The organism is Neobacillus driksii (assembly GCF_013409995.1).
In the GTDB taxonomy this organism is placed as follows: Bacteria; Bacillota; Bacilli; order Bacillales; family Cytobacillaceae; genus Neobacillus; species Neobacillus driksii.
In genome coordinates, this window is record NZ_JACCBX010000004.1 from 189,112 (window position 1) to 204,173 (window position 15,062).

Here is a 15,062-nt window from a genome sequence, read left to right on the forward strand (position 1 = left end):
TTATAACAACTGGTCATGATCAAATAAGTACTGATAGGTAATATCAATAAATAAATAATCATTCCCATTTATAGGAATAGAGAAGGTGCGAATTGTTTCTCCAGTCTCAATATCACTATATAAGTCAGAGAGAATTCCTTTGCCTTCATTTCTCATTTTGATAATATTTTCTAAAAAATATGGACGCCAGCTCCAATTTTTTAGGATATATTCTTTTTGCGTAAACCAGCCGTTTTCACCTTTAAGGATATTAGAGGATTTTTGGAAACCATCTTCATCACATACATACATTCGAAATGCAATCCCATCCATTTCCTTCGCAAGTGAAGTAAATAACTCCTCATAATTAGCTTTTTTATTCTTCACTAAAATGTCTTGTACTTTATTTTGGAAATACGCAGCGGCTGAATAAATTGCCTCAAGCTTTCTCTTCTCATAGGCAATAAATTCATGAAATTTGCCTTTTAATCGCTCTTTTAGTAATTCCCGTTCAATAAAGTCCGGTGCAGGTGGATGAAGATAAAAACCTTGGTAATATCTCCCGCCATTTTTCCATGCAAACTGAAGCTGATAACTCATTTCTATATTTTCAAATAGTAATGTGGCACCAATTTTTCTAGCCAATAAAGACAGAGAAAATAGGACATCAGTAAAGCTTGAAGCAGTTGCGTTTGACTTTAAGGCCTGTAGATTTATTTTTATAATTTCAGGATTTAATTTACCAATCCGCTCAAAGTAATTGGTATCATTATCAATACCGGCAATGGCAACCTTAATACCATACGTACGATAATATTGTAATAAATGATCCAATTGAGCAAAATCACCCTTATAATTACCTTCAGAAATTTCAAGGACTATTCTCTTTAAACTCAATCCTTTTTTTTCAAAAGCCAACAGTTCCTGTAGAAATGGCTCTCCATGTCGATACATGAGTAAATCGGCGTCACGATTCAAATAGATACTGACATCATCTTCTAGCTCTATTGCTAGGTCTAATGCTTTCTGAACTAACAGAAGATCAACTTCATATTTATATTCATCAGGGATTTGGTCATCAAGAAAAAATTGACCCAAGCTAATGATGTTACCTTCCGATCGATACCTACCCAAAACCTCATATGCAATAACACGCTGCTCATCGGCACTGAAAATTGGTTGAAAATAAGGAATGACATTTTCAAGATCCGTTAGGATATCCAATGCATCCATTCAAGTACCCTCCAGAAAAAGATTTTCCTCATTATACCATACCTTACTATACAATACGCTCAACGAACATCACCTGTTCTTTTCCAAAAGGATACCATCATAGTAAATCCGGAACAACAAATGATAAAACCAAGTCCTATGATTGGAGGATACCTTTTGAAAAAACTTTGCTTAATGGTTTCAATTCTTCCACTTTTTGGATGTAACAATACAGATGATACTGTTTCAAAACAAACAAAGAAACAAAGTTACACGGAAATATATGAACAAATACCGAGCACATCCATTAGGAAAACACAAAATCCCGACATTGTACCTAAAGAAGTTAACAATCAACCAGCTAAAAAGGATTCAATGATGCTGGACGTTGTATTAATTAAACAAAATCCAGAACTGAGATATGGGTGTGAAGTAACAAGCCTCGCAATGGTTTTAAATCATGCGGGTGTCAAGATAGACAAAATGGAATTGTATCGTTCCATTCTAAAAGACCCTGATCCTATAAAAAGATCAGCAAATGGCGATATATTAAATTGGGGCAACCCTGCCGATGGTTTTGTTGGTGATATGACAGGAAGGCAGGCTGGTTATGCCGTCTTCGATAAACCCATGGAAGCACTGGTGAATCAAAAGCTGCCAGGGAGAGCAATAAATTTAACCAATCAGCCATTTGAACGGGTTCTAGAGCATGTTTCTGCTGGTTATCCTGTAGTAGTTTGGACGACAGGTGATTATCGGTTGCCTGATCGCTGGGAGTCGTGGAATCATGGGCAGCAAGTGATAAAAACGCCTCTCGACCTGCATGCAGTAGTTCTTGTAGGGTATGACGTAAACTATGTATATTTGAATGATCCACTTTCCGGTAAAAAACAGGTAAGAGTGGAAAAAAATCAATTTATTGAATCCTGGAAGGCCCTACAGAACAGGGCTATTAGTTATAAGTAATTATAAAAGCAGCCAAAAGTGGCTGCTTTTATGTATTTTTTCTACGTTTAAGAATATGAACTAATATATACCTTTCTATTTGAAATTTTTCTTTATCAAATTACTTGCAAAATGGACGAATTTTAACGAAAATACGAATGACTCTCTTTTAATGAATAGATAAAAAATCGGAGATAGGTTGGTAGGATAAATATGCCCAAAAAAATGAAAAGGAGAACTTTCTTGAAAAGTACTTTTGGTACATTCCTCACGGTTCTCGGTCTTGGTTCAGGCGGTTACTTCTACGCCAATCGAATTGAACCTTCTCTACTAGAAATCAATAAACTCGAAATTAAGCATACCCTAATTCCAGATAGTTTTAACGGAACAAAAATTGTCCAATTTAGCGATACACATCTAGGGTTTCACTATAATGTCAACCAATTTAAGAAGTTAGTAGATAAAATTAATCACCTGGAGCCTGACTTAATTTTTTTTACAGGGGACTTATTGGACGAGCCAAATAAATATGGCGAAATCAATAAAATTGCTCCAATTTTACAGCAATTAAATGCCACTATCGGTAAATATTGCATTTACGGAAACCATGATCATGGGGGCTATGGTTCAGAAATCTATCGGAACCTTATGGAATTATCTGACTTTACTGTACTGCTAAACGAATCTCTACTTATCAAACAAAATGATGGCAGCTCTATTTCTCTTATAGGAATAGATGATCGTATGCTCGGAAAACCCGACTTGGATTTGGCCATGAAACGAGTCCCTGACGATTCATTTAAACTACTTTTATCACATGCTCCAGATGTTGCTGACGAAGCCTTGAATTATGGGATACATTGGCAATTAAGCGGGCATAGTCATGGAGGGCAGGTAAAAATACCTTTTGTGGGTGCACTCGTAATCCCACCGTTCGCACAGAATTACCCTGAGGGTCTATATACGATTAGCGGGGTCAATGCCTTATCGCTATATGTTAACCGAGGAATTGGTACCACTCGCCTGCCCTTTCGCTTTATGGCAAAACCTGAATTAACCTTATATACGCTTATGTCATCGGAAACAGATTAAAAATCCTTGCCATTAATTGGATGGGGATTTTTTATTTTTTACAATAATGTTTTTACTTTCTTGTATTTCTATTTTACAATTAATAATAATAAAGGTAGACAATATAAAAAAATAAAGGAGTACCCACTTTGACTGATGATAGAAAACACCTCCATACAAAAGGAAGGCTAACAATCGATAACCTCTCACAAGCTCTCTATATTGTTAATCGCCATGCGAAAACAGCTCCAAACCCCAAATTCTTATACAAATTAAAGCATGAATCTTTAAAGAAATTAATCGAAGAAGGAAAAGCAAAAAAAATAGGTCTTCATTTTTCACAAAATCCACGTAATAGTAAACAACAATCCGACGTCCTCGTTGAATGTGGTCATTATACTTTTCATATTCCTCCTACCAAGTCTGACTTTGCTGAACTGCCTCATTTGGGTAAATTAGATGGAAGTGTTAGAAATCCAAAAACCTCACTTTCACTGAGCCAAGCAAAATCGATTCTACAGACATATACCGGAATTAAAGAAATGGAGCAGCCACCTTCAAACCCACAAAAAAACCGCCCCTATCAAAAACCTATTTTTAAAAAGTTAGGGGAAAGGTATACGTAAAAAAGCCGGATTCATCCGTCTTTTTTACGTTTTTTTATGGATAAAATTATCCTTCCTCAATCTCCCCCTGCTCATTATTGTAGAATATTTCTATAAATCTGTTTATAATCAAAGGTACTGATTATAGCAATGGAAGGGTGAACAAGGGTGGAACATTTAATAAATACCAGAGTTCAAGAAATTGAAGTTTCAGGAATTAGAAAATTTTATAATATGGTGTCACACATAGATGATGTCATCTCATTAACGATTGGTCAGCCAGATTTTCTAACACCAGAGCATGTCAAACAAGCTGGCATCAAAGCGATTGAGGATAATTTCACCTCCTATACACATAATGCGGGTATCAGCGAATTACGAACTGCCGCTTGTGATTTCGTTGCAAAGAAATACGGGCTCACTTATGAGCCAGATTCGGAAGTAATTGTTACTGTAGGGGCAAGTGAAGCTATTGATATCACATTTAGAACCATTCTAGCTGAAGGTACAGAGGTAATTTTGCCTGGGCCCATATATCCTGGATATGAACCCATTATACGGATGTGTGGGGCGGTACCTGTGCATGTGGATATTAGGGATAATCAATTCCGATATACATTAGACAAGATTAAACCTTATATAACTGATAAGACACGCTGTATTGTCATGCCTTATCCATCTAATCCGACAGGAGTCAGTCTCACAGAGATAGAGTTAAAAGAAATAGCTGATTACTTAAAAGAGAGAGAAATATTCGTACTTGCAGATGAAATTTACAGCGAGTTGACTTATGATCAGCCGCATATTTCCATTGCTTCGTTTTTAAAAGAGAAAACGATTGTAATAAATGGCTTATCAAAATCTCATTCCATGACGGGATGGAGAATAGGGTTCCTATTTGCTCCTAAAGACATTACGAAGCACATCTTAAAGGTGCACCAATATAATGTTTCATGTGCGACATCCATTGCACAAAGAGCCGCTTTAGCTGCTTTAACAACTGGAATGGATGATTCCATTCCAATGAAAAAGGAATATATCAAAAGACGCGACTATGTTTATACTCGTTTAACTGCAATGGGGCTTCAAGTAATCAAGCCTGATGGGGCCTTCTACTTTTTTGTAAAGATCCCGGACTTCATTCAATTAAACAGTTTTGACTTTGCACTAGAGATGGTACATCAAGCAAAAGTTGCAGTAGTTCCTGGAAGTGCATTCTCTGAATATGGTGAAGGTTATTTTCGATTATCATTTGCCTGTTCACTTGAAACGTTAGAAACCGGATTGAACCGAATAGAGACATTTTTAAATACGAAAAAATAAAATTACCCTCACTGCTGCAGTGAGGGTAGTTTTATTATTGACCTTTGTATTTACCATTATTTTTAGGTACTTTTTCTTTTTTAGCTTTATCTTTATGAATTTTATTTGTTGCTGCTGAGCCCATCTCATGAGCGAATTCTTCATTTAAAACAGCAGAATCGAATCCCTTTTTATTCTTTTGCTGTGGGTCATTCTTTTTTGTTCTTTTTGCCATAAAAAGTTTCCTCCTATTTCAGCTTCTATCATAGTTTCTGAAAACAGGAGGTATTTATACAAGCCTGTTAGGACTTCCAATATTTATAAAGAGCCTGCGTACCGCTATTTTCCTCGCCCATTTCAGAAAGTTGGTCATACAGTTTTTTGGCCAAAGTTAAACCTGGCACTTCCATTTTCATGTGCTCAGCTTCATCCAAGGCAATATTCATATCCTTAATAAAATGTTTTATGTAAAACCCTGGTTCGAAATTACCGTGAAGCATTCTTGGTGCAAGATTGCTTAATGACCAGCTGCCTGCAGCACCCGTGGTAATACTTTTCAAAACGGACTCTGGATTTAAACCAGCTTTTTCAGCATATACAATCGCTTCACAAACCCCTATCATATTTGAGGCAATCGCAATTTGATTGCACATTTTGGCGTGCTGGCCAGCACCAGCTTTTCCCTGGTACACAATATTTGACCCCATTAGGCTTAGGAGCGGTGTTATTGCCTCCACGTCCTCTTCTTCGCCGCCAACCATTATTGACAGCTTTGCTTCCTTTGCGCCTACATCACCTCCAGAAACAGGTGCATCAATTGCATGAATGTCTTTTTCTTTTGCTGCTTTAAATATTTTTACTGCCAGTGATGGAGCGGAAGTTGTCATATCGATGATATAACTGCCTGCTTTAGCATGATTAACCAATCCATTTTCCCCCAGGTAGATCTCTTCAACGTCTGAGGGATACCCGACCATGGTAAAAATAACATTTGCCTTTGAAGCTACTTCTTGAGGTGTCCCCCCCCAATATGCACCTTTTTCAAGTAGATCTCCTGCCTTTTCCTTTGTCCTTGAATAAACAATTACTTGATAGCCAGCCGCCAATAGATGTCCGGCCATACTTTTCCCCATGACGCCTGTCCCGATAAACCCAATTACTGTATTTTCTAGAGTAAACAATATGATCAATCCTCTCCTACAAATATGAATTTTACTTCCAGATTATATAATTTATAACACAAAAAAACCGGAACTAAGTACTTTCCGGTCATCGTGCTCAATCTCCAAATTTATGCACCTTTTTAGTCTCTCCTAGTTAAAAAAGTGATAAACACGATTTCAGAGCTCTGACGAAAAATTTGTTAAGTAAACCTTTCCAAATACTTCTTGATTGTTATATATCTCAATTGATACCGCATGATTTTTTTCTATCATCGTTTGAAGCTCATGAATGTGCAGGTCATCTTGTAAAAGAAGCGGATCCATGAAAATATATTTTTCACCTGTACCCTTAACCTCTAAATATTCACCATTTAGAACTTGTTCTTCACCATATATAATTTCGCGTTTACCAATTGCGGAGGCAAGGCGATCATCATGTATGGTAACTTTCACTTTATATAATTCATGTCTATCTAATATTTCATTATTAATTCTAAACCGAAATTGAAGTTCGTTATTCTTTGTTAACAAGGCATCCGCATACCGATTTACTATTAGTTCCTTTGATAAAGGTAATCCACATCCAGTAAGTACTGTTCCTAAAAGCATCATACTTACTATGACAAAAACCATTTTTATACTTCTCCGCATGATAAACACTCCTTTATGTTTTTACCTTAGCCATATATTGTTGGTAATAAACGTTAAACGAGGTTGGTTATTGGAAGTGTATTGAAAGTTAAATAGATTTAATCATACCCCCATCAACTAAAAAAGAACTTCCGGTCATATAGGTATTCGCATCGGAAAGGAGAAAAACTGCAACATTCGCAAACTCCTCAGGCGTTCCATATCTCCTTAGCGGAATTTGAGCTTTCATCGACATTTCAACACTTTCAACGTCCACTCCCTGTTTTTCTGCAGTAAACTGGTCTAAGTGTCTCACACGGTCGGTAGCAATTCGTCCAGGTGCTATCGTATTAATTAAGATATTATGTGGAGCTAATTCTGAAGCTAATGTTTTGGAGAGCCCTACGATCCCTGTTCGAAAGGTGTTGGAGAGTATTAAGCCTGGTATAGGTTCCTTTATCGATGACGATGCAATATTAAGAATCTTACCACCTTGCTCCTTTAAGTATGGTAATGCCTCACGGATTGCACGAATATAAGATAACAAATTAAGTTCAAACGCATTTTGCCAATCATCATCGCTTAAATCCTCGAAAGTGCCAGCCGGCGGACCACCCGCATTATTAATCAGTAAATCAAGACTATCAAATTCCTCAATGGTTTTAGAAACAAGTCTTTTAATATCTCCAGTTTTGGTGATATCTGTTTTTTGGAAAGCAACCTTACCGATGCCAATTGATTCTAATTCAGCAGCCTTCTTTATTAGTTTCTCCTCATCTCGTCCAGAGATCATTACATTCGTGCCTTCTCTGACTAATCGTTCTGCGATAGCAAAGCCCAAGCCTTGACTAGACGCGATAATAAGCGCTGTTTTCCCACTCAAATTAAAATCCATCCGATCCATCCTCCTTGAACCTGTCTATCCCTATTATACTAAAAATTTCCTCTAATTCCTAAATCATGTACAAAAAAAAGAGACAGAATGCATTCTGTCTCTTTTGATATCGTTTCTATTTGGTCGCTGCGTTAACTGCTTCAATTACTTGAGCGGTTGTCTGCATATTTAAGACTTGATTAGCTAGGCTTTCCATTTCGGATTTAGTCAACTTTTTAATTTGTGAACGTGCTTTTAAGATAGACGTCGCACTCATTGAAAATTCGTCTAATCCTAGACCAAGAAGAATTGGTATCGCCGTTTCGTCTCCAGCCATTTCACCGCACATTCCTGCCCATTTACCCTCTGCATGTGCTGCATCGATAACCATCTTAACCAATCGTAAAATCGATGGGCTATATGGCTGGTAAAGGTAGGATACGCGTTGATTCATCCGGTCTGCAGCCATTGTATATTGGATTAAGTCATTTGTACCAATACTAAAGAAGTCAACCTCTTTAGCAAATTGATCTGCTAAAACAGCAGTGGATGGAATTTCAACCATTATACCCAACTCTATTTTTTCAGAAACCGTCTGTCCAGCGGAAATAAGCTTTTGTTTTTCATCTTCAAGAATGGCCTTTGCTTCACGGAATTCATCCAAAGTTGCTATCATTGGGAACATGATTTTTAAGTTTCCATAGCTGCTTGCACGGAGTAGTGCTCTAAGCTGGGTACGGAAAATATCCTGCTCCTCTAAACATAAACGAATAGCTCGAAATCCCAAAAATGGATTAAGCTCTTTTGGAAGCTGAAGATACGGGAGCTCTTTATCGCCGCCGATGTCCAATGTTCGAACAACAACTGGCTTCCCATTCATACCTTCTAAAACTGCTTTATAAGCATCAAATTGTTCTTCTTCCGTAGGAAGCTGGTCTCTGCCCATGTAAAGGAACTCAGTTCGGTAAAGTCCCACACCTTCTCCGCCATTAGCAAGGACACCCTTTAAATCATTAGGAGTTCCAATATTAGCCGCTAATTCAACATGATGGTTGTCAGCTGATACCGTTTTTTCATTAACAAGCTTTGCCCATTCAATCTTTTGAGCTTCAAATTGCTCATGGATATTGCGGTATTCTGCCACAAGTTCTGGAGTCGGGTTAATATGTACTTCACCTTTAAGACCATCGACAATGACCAGGTCACCATTGTTGATTTCTTCTGTAGCCGTTTTTGTACCTACTACCGCTGGAATCTCCATGGAACGAGCCATAATGGCAGAATGCGAAGTGCGTCCGCCGATATCGGTAGTAAATCCTAATACATACTGTCTGTTTAATTGAGCTGTATCTGAAGGAGTTAAATCCTCAGCAACAATAATTACTTCTTCAGCAATCATGCTTGGATTTACCAATTGTACGCCTAGTAAATGTGCTAAAACACGCTTTGTAACATCGCGGATATCCGCAGCACGTTCTTTCATATACTCATTGTCCATTTGTTCAAACATCATAACAAACATGTCAGCTGTTTCTTTTAATGCGGCTTCAGCATTTACTTTTTCTGACTTAATCTTATCCTCGATTGGTCCGTTTAATTCCGGATCAGTGAGAACAAGTAAATGTGCTTCAAAGATAGCTGCTTTATCAGCACCAAGTTCAACATGGGCACGATCACGAATCGCCTCAAGCTCTGCTTTAGATTTCTCTATTGCCGACTTAAAACGAGATACCTCTGAAGCAGTATCTTCAATTGTCTTTTTATCAAATGATAAATTTGGTTCTACCAAGCGATATGCTTTTGCAATGGCAATGCCATTGGAAGCAGCAATTCCCTGTAAAAATGCCATTATTCAGCCAGTCCTTCTTTTTTCAATAATTCTTCAAGGCTTCTTAAAGCTTCTTCACTGTCACTTCCTTCAGCACTAATAGCAATATCTGCACCTTGGCCAATTCCTAGAGACATAACGCCCATAATCGATTTTAAGTTAACTTTCTTACCCTTATATTCTAAATTGATTTCTGAATCAAATTTGCTTGCTGTTTGTACAAGTAATGTTGCTGGTCTAGCGTGAATCCCTGTATCAGCTGTTACTTTAAATTGTTTTTCTGCCATGTTAAATCAATCTCCTTCTCATTAATGTAAAATGATGCTGGCTTATTACTACTAACAGCTTATAGTCAGATAAGACCACTGAGCTAATTGTTATATTTTCTCCAAAAAGAAATGAAGTATGTAAGCGACGAGCCTCATTTTATTATTAGAATTTCATACATTTGCTAGAATAACATGTTCACACCTTAGAGACAACCTATATCACTCTTTGTAAGCGCATTAAAAAATCGACAAAACGTTTTTTTGAAAAAGTTCACAAAATAGCCATAAAAAAAAGCTTACCTAATAGGCAGCTCATCAACTAGATCCTTTATTAAATTATCCCTAAACCTTACACTGTACCAGAAGCAATCTTCAAAGCCGTTTCTAATTCTTTCGTATATTTTACTTTATCTGTTTCATTCCATTCCAATTTATCTGCCATAAACTCAATAACTGGTTTTTTATAAGAATGGACAGAATGAATATCGAATAAAACATCTCCAGTACGGCGTATAAAAAAATCAGTTGGCGTGGCAGCCATTTCACAATGCAGCGCATAAACAAGCTTTGCAAAAAGCATGTCCGGGATGCCATATTTTATCGCCTCTGTTCGATTTGTGCTGAATAAATGAAAGACCTGTTCTATATTTGATCCATATATAGAGACTAACTGTCTAGACTCTATTAAATTAAGACCAGATTCCACTCCCATTGATGCTTTTTGTGAGATAAAATCAGGAAAATTTGCTGATCCGCCTACATTCCCACCAGAAACAGCCAATTTTTTCGTTTTACATGCTGTGTATAGGGTATTTTCTTGTTTGGACAAACCTACCGCTAACAAATTAACAACGGCTTCTGCCATTTTTCGATAACCTGTTAGTTTTCCTCCTGCTATTGTTATTAACCCCGAATATGACTCCCAAATTTCGTCCTTCCTTGAAATTTCCGAAGCTTTCTTGCCTTCCTCAAAAATGAGCGGCCGCAGCCCTGCCCAGCTTGACTCAATGTCTTCATCTTGAATATTCATTTCGGGAAACATATAATTTATTGCATTGATTAAGTAATTTCGGTCATTTTTAGTTATGAAAGGCTGTAGTTTATCTCCATTAAAGAAAGTATCTGTTGTGCCGACATACGTTTTACCTTCACGAGGTATGGCAAATACCATTCTGTTATCAAGGGTATCAAAATAAATAGACTGCTTTAATGGAAATCGACCTTGATCAATGACAAGATGAACTCCTTTTGTTAGTTGCAGCGATTTTCCATTATTAGAATGATCGAGTTGACGCACCTCTTCGACCCAAGGGCCGGCCGCATTAACAATTTTTTTTGCGCAAATCTCGTATTCAGTTCCTGTAAATTCATCTTTGACCTTTACCCCGTTGATGGTATTTTTTTGATAAATAAACCCAGTGACCTTTGTATAATTAATTGGCAGGGCACCGTTTTCATTTGCCTTTTTTAAAACTTCAATCGTCAAACGTGCATCGTCAGTACGGTACTCCACATAGTATCCACCGCCAATTAATCCTTCCTTCTTTAACAATGGTTCTTTGACTAATGTCTGTTCTTTCGAAAGCATGAGCCTTCTCTCTATTTTTTTAACTCCTGCTAGAAAATCATAAACTCTTAAGCCTATGGAAGTACTAAACCTGCCAAAGGTACCTCCTTGATAGATAGGAAGTAACATCCATTCAGGTTTTGTGACATGGGGACCGTTTTCAAAAACAATTTCCCGTTCCTTCCCCACTTCAGCAACCATTTTGATTTCGAATTGTTTTAAATAACGAAGCCCGCCATGAATTAATTTTGTTGAACGGCTAGATGTGCCAAAAGCAAAATCCTGCATTTCTACTAGGGCCGTTGACATCCCTCTCGTTGTGGCATCCAATGCAATCCCTGCTCCTGTAATCCCGCCGCCAATCACTAAAACGTCAAATTCAATCTTTTTCAAGCTTTCAATCATTTCATTCCTATTTATGTTAGAAAACTTCATATTTTCCCCCCTAAATAGAAGACGATAATTGAAAATATTTATCAAATCTATTTAAAGACCATCGCAGCATCGACTGCCTTTTTCCAACCATTATAAAGGCTCTTTCTCTCCTCATCAGACATTGTCGGATCGAATTTCTGCTCAGTTGCCCGTTGCCTTGATATTTCCTCTTGGCTTTCCCAGTAACCTACCGCCAGTCCAGCTAGATAGGCTGCTCCAAGTGCAGTGGTTTCACTAACTTTCGGTCTTTCTACTCGTACATTTAAAATATCACTTTGGAATTCCATTAAAAAATTATTTTTTACTGCACCGCCATCTACACGAAGGGTTTTTAGCGTGATTAAAGAATCAGCTTCCATCGCAGATAATACGTCTTTGGTTTGATAAGCTAAAGATTCGAGTGTAGCCCTGACAAAATGCTCCTTTGTGGTTCCTCTTGTTAAGCCAAAAACAGCACCTCTCACATCACTATCCCAATAAGGTGTCCCTAAACCTACAAATGCAGGAACAACATATACACCTTCTGTAGAACTCACTTTTACTGCATATGACTCACTATCTTTAGCATCTTTAAACATTCTCAATCCGTCACGGAGCCACTGAATAGCTGAACCTGCAACAAAGATACTTCCTTCAAGACAATATTCAACCTTTCCGTTAAGTCCCCATGCTATGGTCGTCAGTAAGCCATTTTTAGACCGAACCGCTTTATCACCCGTATTCATCAGCATAAAACAACCCGTACCGTAAGTATTCTTAGCCATCCCTTTTTCGAAGCACGCTTGCCCGAAAAGTGCAGCCTGCTGATCACCAGCTATCCCTGCGATGGGTGTTTCCCTTCCAAAAAAATGATAATCGACCGTATTTGCATATATTGCAGATGAGGGCATAACTTCAGGCAGCATAGCTTTCGGAATGTCCAATATCGTAAGTAATTCATCATCCCACTTAAGGTCATAAATATTAAACATTAATGTCCGGGAGGCATTGGAGTAATCTGTTACATGTGCACGTCCTCCTGAAAGCTTCCATACAATCCAGGTATCAATAGTTCCGAATAAAAGCTTACCCTGTAATGCTTTTTCACGTGCACCATCGACATGATCCAAAATCCATTTCACTTTTGTTCCTGAAAAATAGGCGTCTATTAAAAGACCTGTTTTTGAGCGAAATAGATCATCATAGCCCTGTGCTTTCAATTCCTCACAAATTTCACTTGTTTGCCTTGATTGCCAAACGATCGCATTATAGATAGGCTCACCAGTCTCCCGATCCCAAACAACAGTGGTTTCTCGTTGATTTGTGATACCTATTCCTGCAATCTGCTCTGGCTTGATTCCAGCTTCGGACAATACTTCAGCAATAACAGATAATACGGAGCCCCAAATTTCATTTGCATTTTGCTCCACCCAGCCAGGTTTTGGAAAATGCTGAGTAAACTCCTTTTGTGCAATAAAAACAATTTCCCCCTGCTTATTGAATAAAATAGCCCGCGAACTTGTTGTCCCTTGGTCTATAGAGAGAATAAACGTCTCCAAAAAAAATCCCCCTATTCACTATATGGTTTATTTCTATTTAAAATACGAGAGCATGTTATGGTCAATTAGCTTCTAGGCTCCTTCAAGTATTGATAGAGTACATCTCCACCTCGTTGACCTATGCCACGAAAATGTTTAAAGTCCTCCCGTTTGACAAGAACTTGACGAAAATCCATAAAATCGTCTTTCTTAACATAAAACTCAGATAGCTCACCTTTTTTTAATTTTTCCAAGACTTCTTGCACAAATTGTTCGTTCATAAACGCACCACCTTTATTCCCATTTTATAGTAAGAATCATTATTGTAGTCAATATTTGTATGATATTCCATAAAAATATCAACCATAAATGAAAACGATTGCATTTCTTTATATTTATTATTAAAAATTAACAAAATTGTCAAAAAAAATCCTTTACGAATCATACAAAGTAGTGCAAACTGTTACTTAAATGAATATATATAGATTGTCAGGTAAAGGAGAGAGACTAATTGAAAAAAGCAGAAGTAGGAAATGTCATTGAATTCCGCGGCGGATTAAAAGGTATTGTAGAAAAGGTCAATGAAAACTCTGTAATAGTCGACCTAACACTTATGGATAATTATCGTGACTTAGAATTAGATCAGCGGACTGTTGTAAACCATAAAAATTATAAGATTGTAAAAGAAAGCGCTTATTAAATTGATAATTTTGTAGATTAGGCAGCCATGGGCTGCCTTTTTATTATTTATCTCTTCCAGCTTCTTTTAATAGTTCATCTTTTGATTTTACTTTTCCGTGTGGGTTTTGGTCTTGTTTACGAACCGTCCATTGTCGCTCTTGCTGGCTTTGGGATTTAGTCATTGATCTTCCTCCTTTCCTTTCTCCTTCATATTTTTTGCAATTTCTTTTATCTTATTTATTGGATTCGTTCAAAAGTGTGATGTAATCATTTCCTTTCATATATTTTTTTTGTTAAAATAAATTTTATTGTTAGAAAGGAGGTAAAAGATTAATGAAGAATAGCTTTTTTGATCTTCGGCTAATCACTGGGTTCATCATTGCTCATGCTCTTATGTATTTCACCTTTTATGACCGAGCCATATTCTGGTACATATTTACTGGTTCACTTCTTATATTAATTACTTATGCGATGTTTCAAGAAGCTGTAGAAGATGAAGCGTCGTTTTTCAAATATATCTCCCTTGGTACAATATCAGGATTACTTCTCTATTTATTATTCTGGCTGGGAGTACAAGCCTTTGACCTGCTTAATTTGCCTTTTGAAAATAGTATTAAAAAACTCTACCGCTGGTTTGCTCCTGCGTTATTTTGGCAGTACCTGGCACTAATTTTAGTAGCAGCACCTGGAGAAGAACTCTTTTGGCGCGGATTCGTTCAAAAGAGACTACTCCGTTATTTTGGGCCATTCAAGAGTATTTTAATTGCGGCTTTACTTTATGCTTCTGTTCATATCTATTCAGGAACACTAATCCTAATGCTTGCTGCCTTCCTGTCTGGTCTTATGTGGGGTGCACTTTATTTATGGAAGAAAAGTATGCCTCTAGTGATTGTTTCGCATATCGTCTTTGACATCATGATTTTTATTATTTTGCCATTAAAATAGGAAAAGCACTTGTCTAAACGAATGGACAATGCTTTTCCT

Annotated in this window: 17 protein-coding genes; 6 read left to right on the forward strand and 11 right to left on the reverse strand. The window is 37.3% G+C overall.

Annotation, left to right across the window (positions count from 1 at the left end):
• On the reverse strand, positions 1-1,212 hold the full coding sequence (locus F4694_RS10235) for an EAL domain-containing protein (RefSeq protein WP_179597482.1): 1,212 nt from the start codon (positions 1,210-1,212) through the stop codon (positions 1-3).
• 156 nt (positions 1,213-1,368) lie between these two features.
• Here F4694_RS10235 and F4694_RS10240 point away from each other — a divergent pair, with 156 nt between their 5' ends.
• The 4 genes from F4694_RS10240 (at position 1,369) to F4694_RS10255 (ending at position 5,135) form a co-directional block, all read left to right on the forward strand.
• Positions 1,369-2,157 carry a C39 family peptidase gene (locus F4694_RS10240; RefSeq protein ID WP_257029190.1) on the forward strand — a complete coding sequence of 263 codons (789 nt, stop codon included), beginning with the start codon at positions 1,369-1,371 and terminating at the stop codon, positions 2,155-2,157.
• A gap of 192 nt (positions 2,158-2,349) precedes the next feature.
• Positions 2,350-3,228, forward strand: a complete 879-nt coding sequence (locus tag F4694_RS10245) for a metallophosphoesterase (RefSeq protein WP_179597484.1) — start codon at positions 2,350-2,352, stop codon at positions 3,226-3,228.
• Between the two features lie 128 nt (positions 3,229-3,356).
• The gene (locus F4694_RS10250) at positions 3,357-3,833 is read left to right on the forward strand and encodes a YkyB family protein (RefSeq protein WP_179597486.1); all 477 of its coding nucleotides are present in this window, start codon (positions 3,357-3,359) and stop codon (positions 3,831-3,833) included.
• 147 nt (positions 3,834-3,980) lie between these two features.
• On the forward strand, positions 3,981-5,135 hold the full coding sequence (locus F4694_RS10255; RefSeq protein WP_179597488.1) for an aminotransferase A: 1,155 nt from the start codon (positions 3,981-3,983) through the stop codon (positions 5,133-5,135).
• A 34-nt stretch (positions 5,136-5,169) separates the two neighbouring features.
• Here F4694_RS10255 and F4694_RS10260 read toward each other — a convergent pair whose 3' ends face one another.
• From F4694_RS10260 to F4694_RS10300, 9 genes are all read right to left on the reverse strand, one after another.
• The gene (locus F4694_RS10260; protein WP_179597490.1) at positions 5,170-5,349 is read right to left on the reverse strand and encodes a hypothetical protein; all 180 of its coding nucleotides are present in this window, start codon (positions 5,347-5,349) and stop codon (positions 5,170-5,172) included.
• A gap of 67 nt (positions 5,350-5,416) precedes the next feature.
• Positions 5,417-6,295: an NAD(P)-dependent oxidoreductase gene (locus tag F4694_RS10265; RefSeq protein WP_179597492.1), complete on the reverse strand. Its 879-nt coding sequence runs from the start codon at positions 6,293-6,295 to the stop codon at positions 5,417-5,419.
• Between the two features lie 159 nt (positions 6,296-6,454).
• Positions 6,455-6,928 carry a hypothetical protein gene (locus F4694_RS10270; RefSeq protein ID WP_179597494.1) on the reverse strand — a complete coding sequence of 158 codons (474 nt, stop codon included), beginning with the start codon at positions 6,926-6,928 and terminating at the stop codon, positions 6,455-6,457.
• Between the two features lie 88 nt (positions 6,929-7,016).
• A complete protein-coding gene (locus F4694_RS10275; RefSeq protein ID WP_179597496.1) occupies positions 7,017-7,802 on the reverse strand; it encodes an SDR family oxidoreductase in 786 nt (261 codons plus the stop codon).
• A 115-nt stretch (positions 7,803-7,917) separates the two neighbouring features.
• Entirely contained in the window at positions 7,918-9,630 is a 1,713-nt protein-coding gene (gene ptsP / locus F4694_RS10280) for a phosphoenolpyruvate--protein phosphotransferase (RefSeq protein ID WP_179597498.1), read from the reverse strand.
• Positions 9,630-9,896 (reverse strand): phosphocarrier protein HPr, encoded by a 267-nt coding sequence (locus tag F4694_RS10285; protein WP_063251531.1) that lies wholly within the window; start codon positions 9,894-9,896, stop codon positions 9,630-9,632. Before F4694_RS10285 ends, ptsP begins: the two co-directional genes overlap by 1 nt.
• Positions 9,897-10,227: 331 nt before the next feature.
• Positions 10,228-11,880, reverse strand: a complete 1,653-nt coding sequence (locus tag F4694_RS10290; RefSeq protein WP_179597501.1) for a glycerol-3-phosphate dehydrogenase/oxidase — start codon at positions 11,878-11,880, stop codon at positions 10,228-10,230.
• A 47-nt stretch (positions 11,881-11,927) separates the two neighbouring features.
• Entirely contained in the window at positions 11,928-13,418 is a 1,491-nt protein-coding gene (gene glpK / locus F4694_RS10295) for a glycerol kinase GlpK (RefSeq protein WP_179597503.1), read from the reverse strand.
• Between the two features lie 65 nt (positions 13,419-13,483).
• Complete coding sequence (locus F4694_RS10300) at positions 13,484-13,678, reverse strand: hypothetical protein (RefSeq protein WP_179597505.1); 195 nt, start codon at positions 13,676-13,678, stop codon at positions 13,484-13,486.
• Between the two features lie 230 nt (positions 13,679-13,908).
• Here F4694_RS10300 and F4694_RS10305 point away from each other — a divergent pair, with 230 nt between their 5' ends.
• On the forward strand, positions 13,909-14,097 hold the full coding sequence (locus tag F4694_RS10305; RefSeq protein ID WP_063251529.1) for a YkvS family protein: 189 nt from the start codon (positions 13,909-13,911) through the stop codon (positions 14,095-14,097).
• 43 nt (positions 14,098-14,140) lie between these two features.
• Here the strand turns inward: F4694_RS10305 and F4694_RS32105 are convergent, their stop codons facing one another.
• On the reverse strand, positions 14,141-14,260 hold the full coding sequence (locus F4694_RS32105; RefSeq protein WP_257029191.1) for a DUF6254 family protein: 120 nt from the start codon (positions 14,258-14,260) through the stop codon (positions 14,141-14,143).
• A 151-nt stretch (positions 14,261-14,411) separates the two neighbouring features.
• Between F4694_RS32105 and F4694_RS10310 the strand changes: the two genes are divergently transcribed.
• A complete protein-coding gene (locus tag F4694_RS10310) occupies positions 14,412-15,023 on the forward strand; it encodes a CPBP family intramembrane glutamic endopeptidase (protein WP_179597507.1) in 612 nt (203 codons plus the stop codon).
• The last annotated feature ends 39 nt before the right edge of the window (positions 15,024-15,062 follow it).

What these genes read in the sequence shown, in the direction of transcription:
- F4694_RS10235 (WP_179597482.1), bottom strand. Translation starts at nt 1,212, where the DNA reads ATGGATGCATTGGATATCCTAACGGATCTTGAAAATGTCATTCCTTAT.
- F4694_RS10245 (WP_179597484.1), top strand. Translation starts at nt 2,350, where the DNA reads ATGCCCAAAAAAATGAAAAGGAGAACTTTCTTGAAAAGTACTTTTGGT.
- F4694_RS10260 (WP_179597490.1), bottom strand. Translation starts at nt 5,349, where the DNA reads ATGGCAAAAAGAACAAAAAAGAATGACCCACAGCAAAAGAATAAAAAG.
- F4694_RS10270 (WP_179597494.1), bottom strand. Translation starts at nt 6,928, where the DNA reads ATGCGGAGAAGTATAAAAATGGTTTTTGTCATAGTAAGTATGATGCTT.
- F4694_RS10275 (WP_179597496.1), bottom strand. Translation starts at nt 7,802, where the DNA reads ATGGATTTTAATTTGAGTGGGAAAACAGCGCTTATTATCGCGTCTAGT.
- ptsP (WP_179597498.1), bottom strand. Translation starts at nt 9,630, where the DNA reads ATGGCATTTTTACAGGGAATTGCTGCTTCCAATGGCATTGCCATTGCA.
- F4694_RS10285 (WP_063251531.1), bottom strand. Translation starts at nt 9,896, where the DNA reads ATGGCAGAAAAACAATTTAAAGTAACAGCTGATACAGGGATTCACGCT.
- F4694_RS10290 (WP_179597501.1), bottom strand. Translation starts at nt 11,880, where the DNA reads ATGAAGTTTTCTAACATAAATAGGAATGAAATGATTGAAAGCTTGAAA.
- F4694_RS10300 (WP_179597505.1), bottom strand. Translation starts at nt 13,678, where the DNA reads ATGAACGAACAATTTGTGCAAGAAGTCTTGGAAAAATTAAAAAAAGGT.
- F4694_RS32105 (WP_257029191.1), bottom strand. Translation starts at nt 14,260, where the DNA reads ATGACTAAATCCCAAAGCCAGCAAGAGCGACAATGGACGGTTCGTAAA.
- F4694_RS10310 (WP_179597507.1), top strand. Translation starts at nt 14,412, where the DNA reads ATGAAGAATAGCTTTTTTGATCTTCGGCTAATCACTGGGTTCATCATT.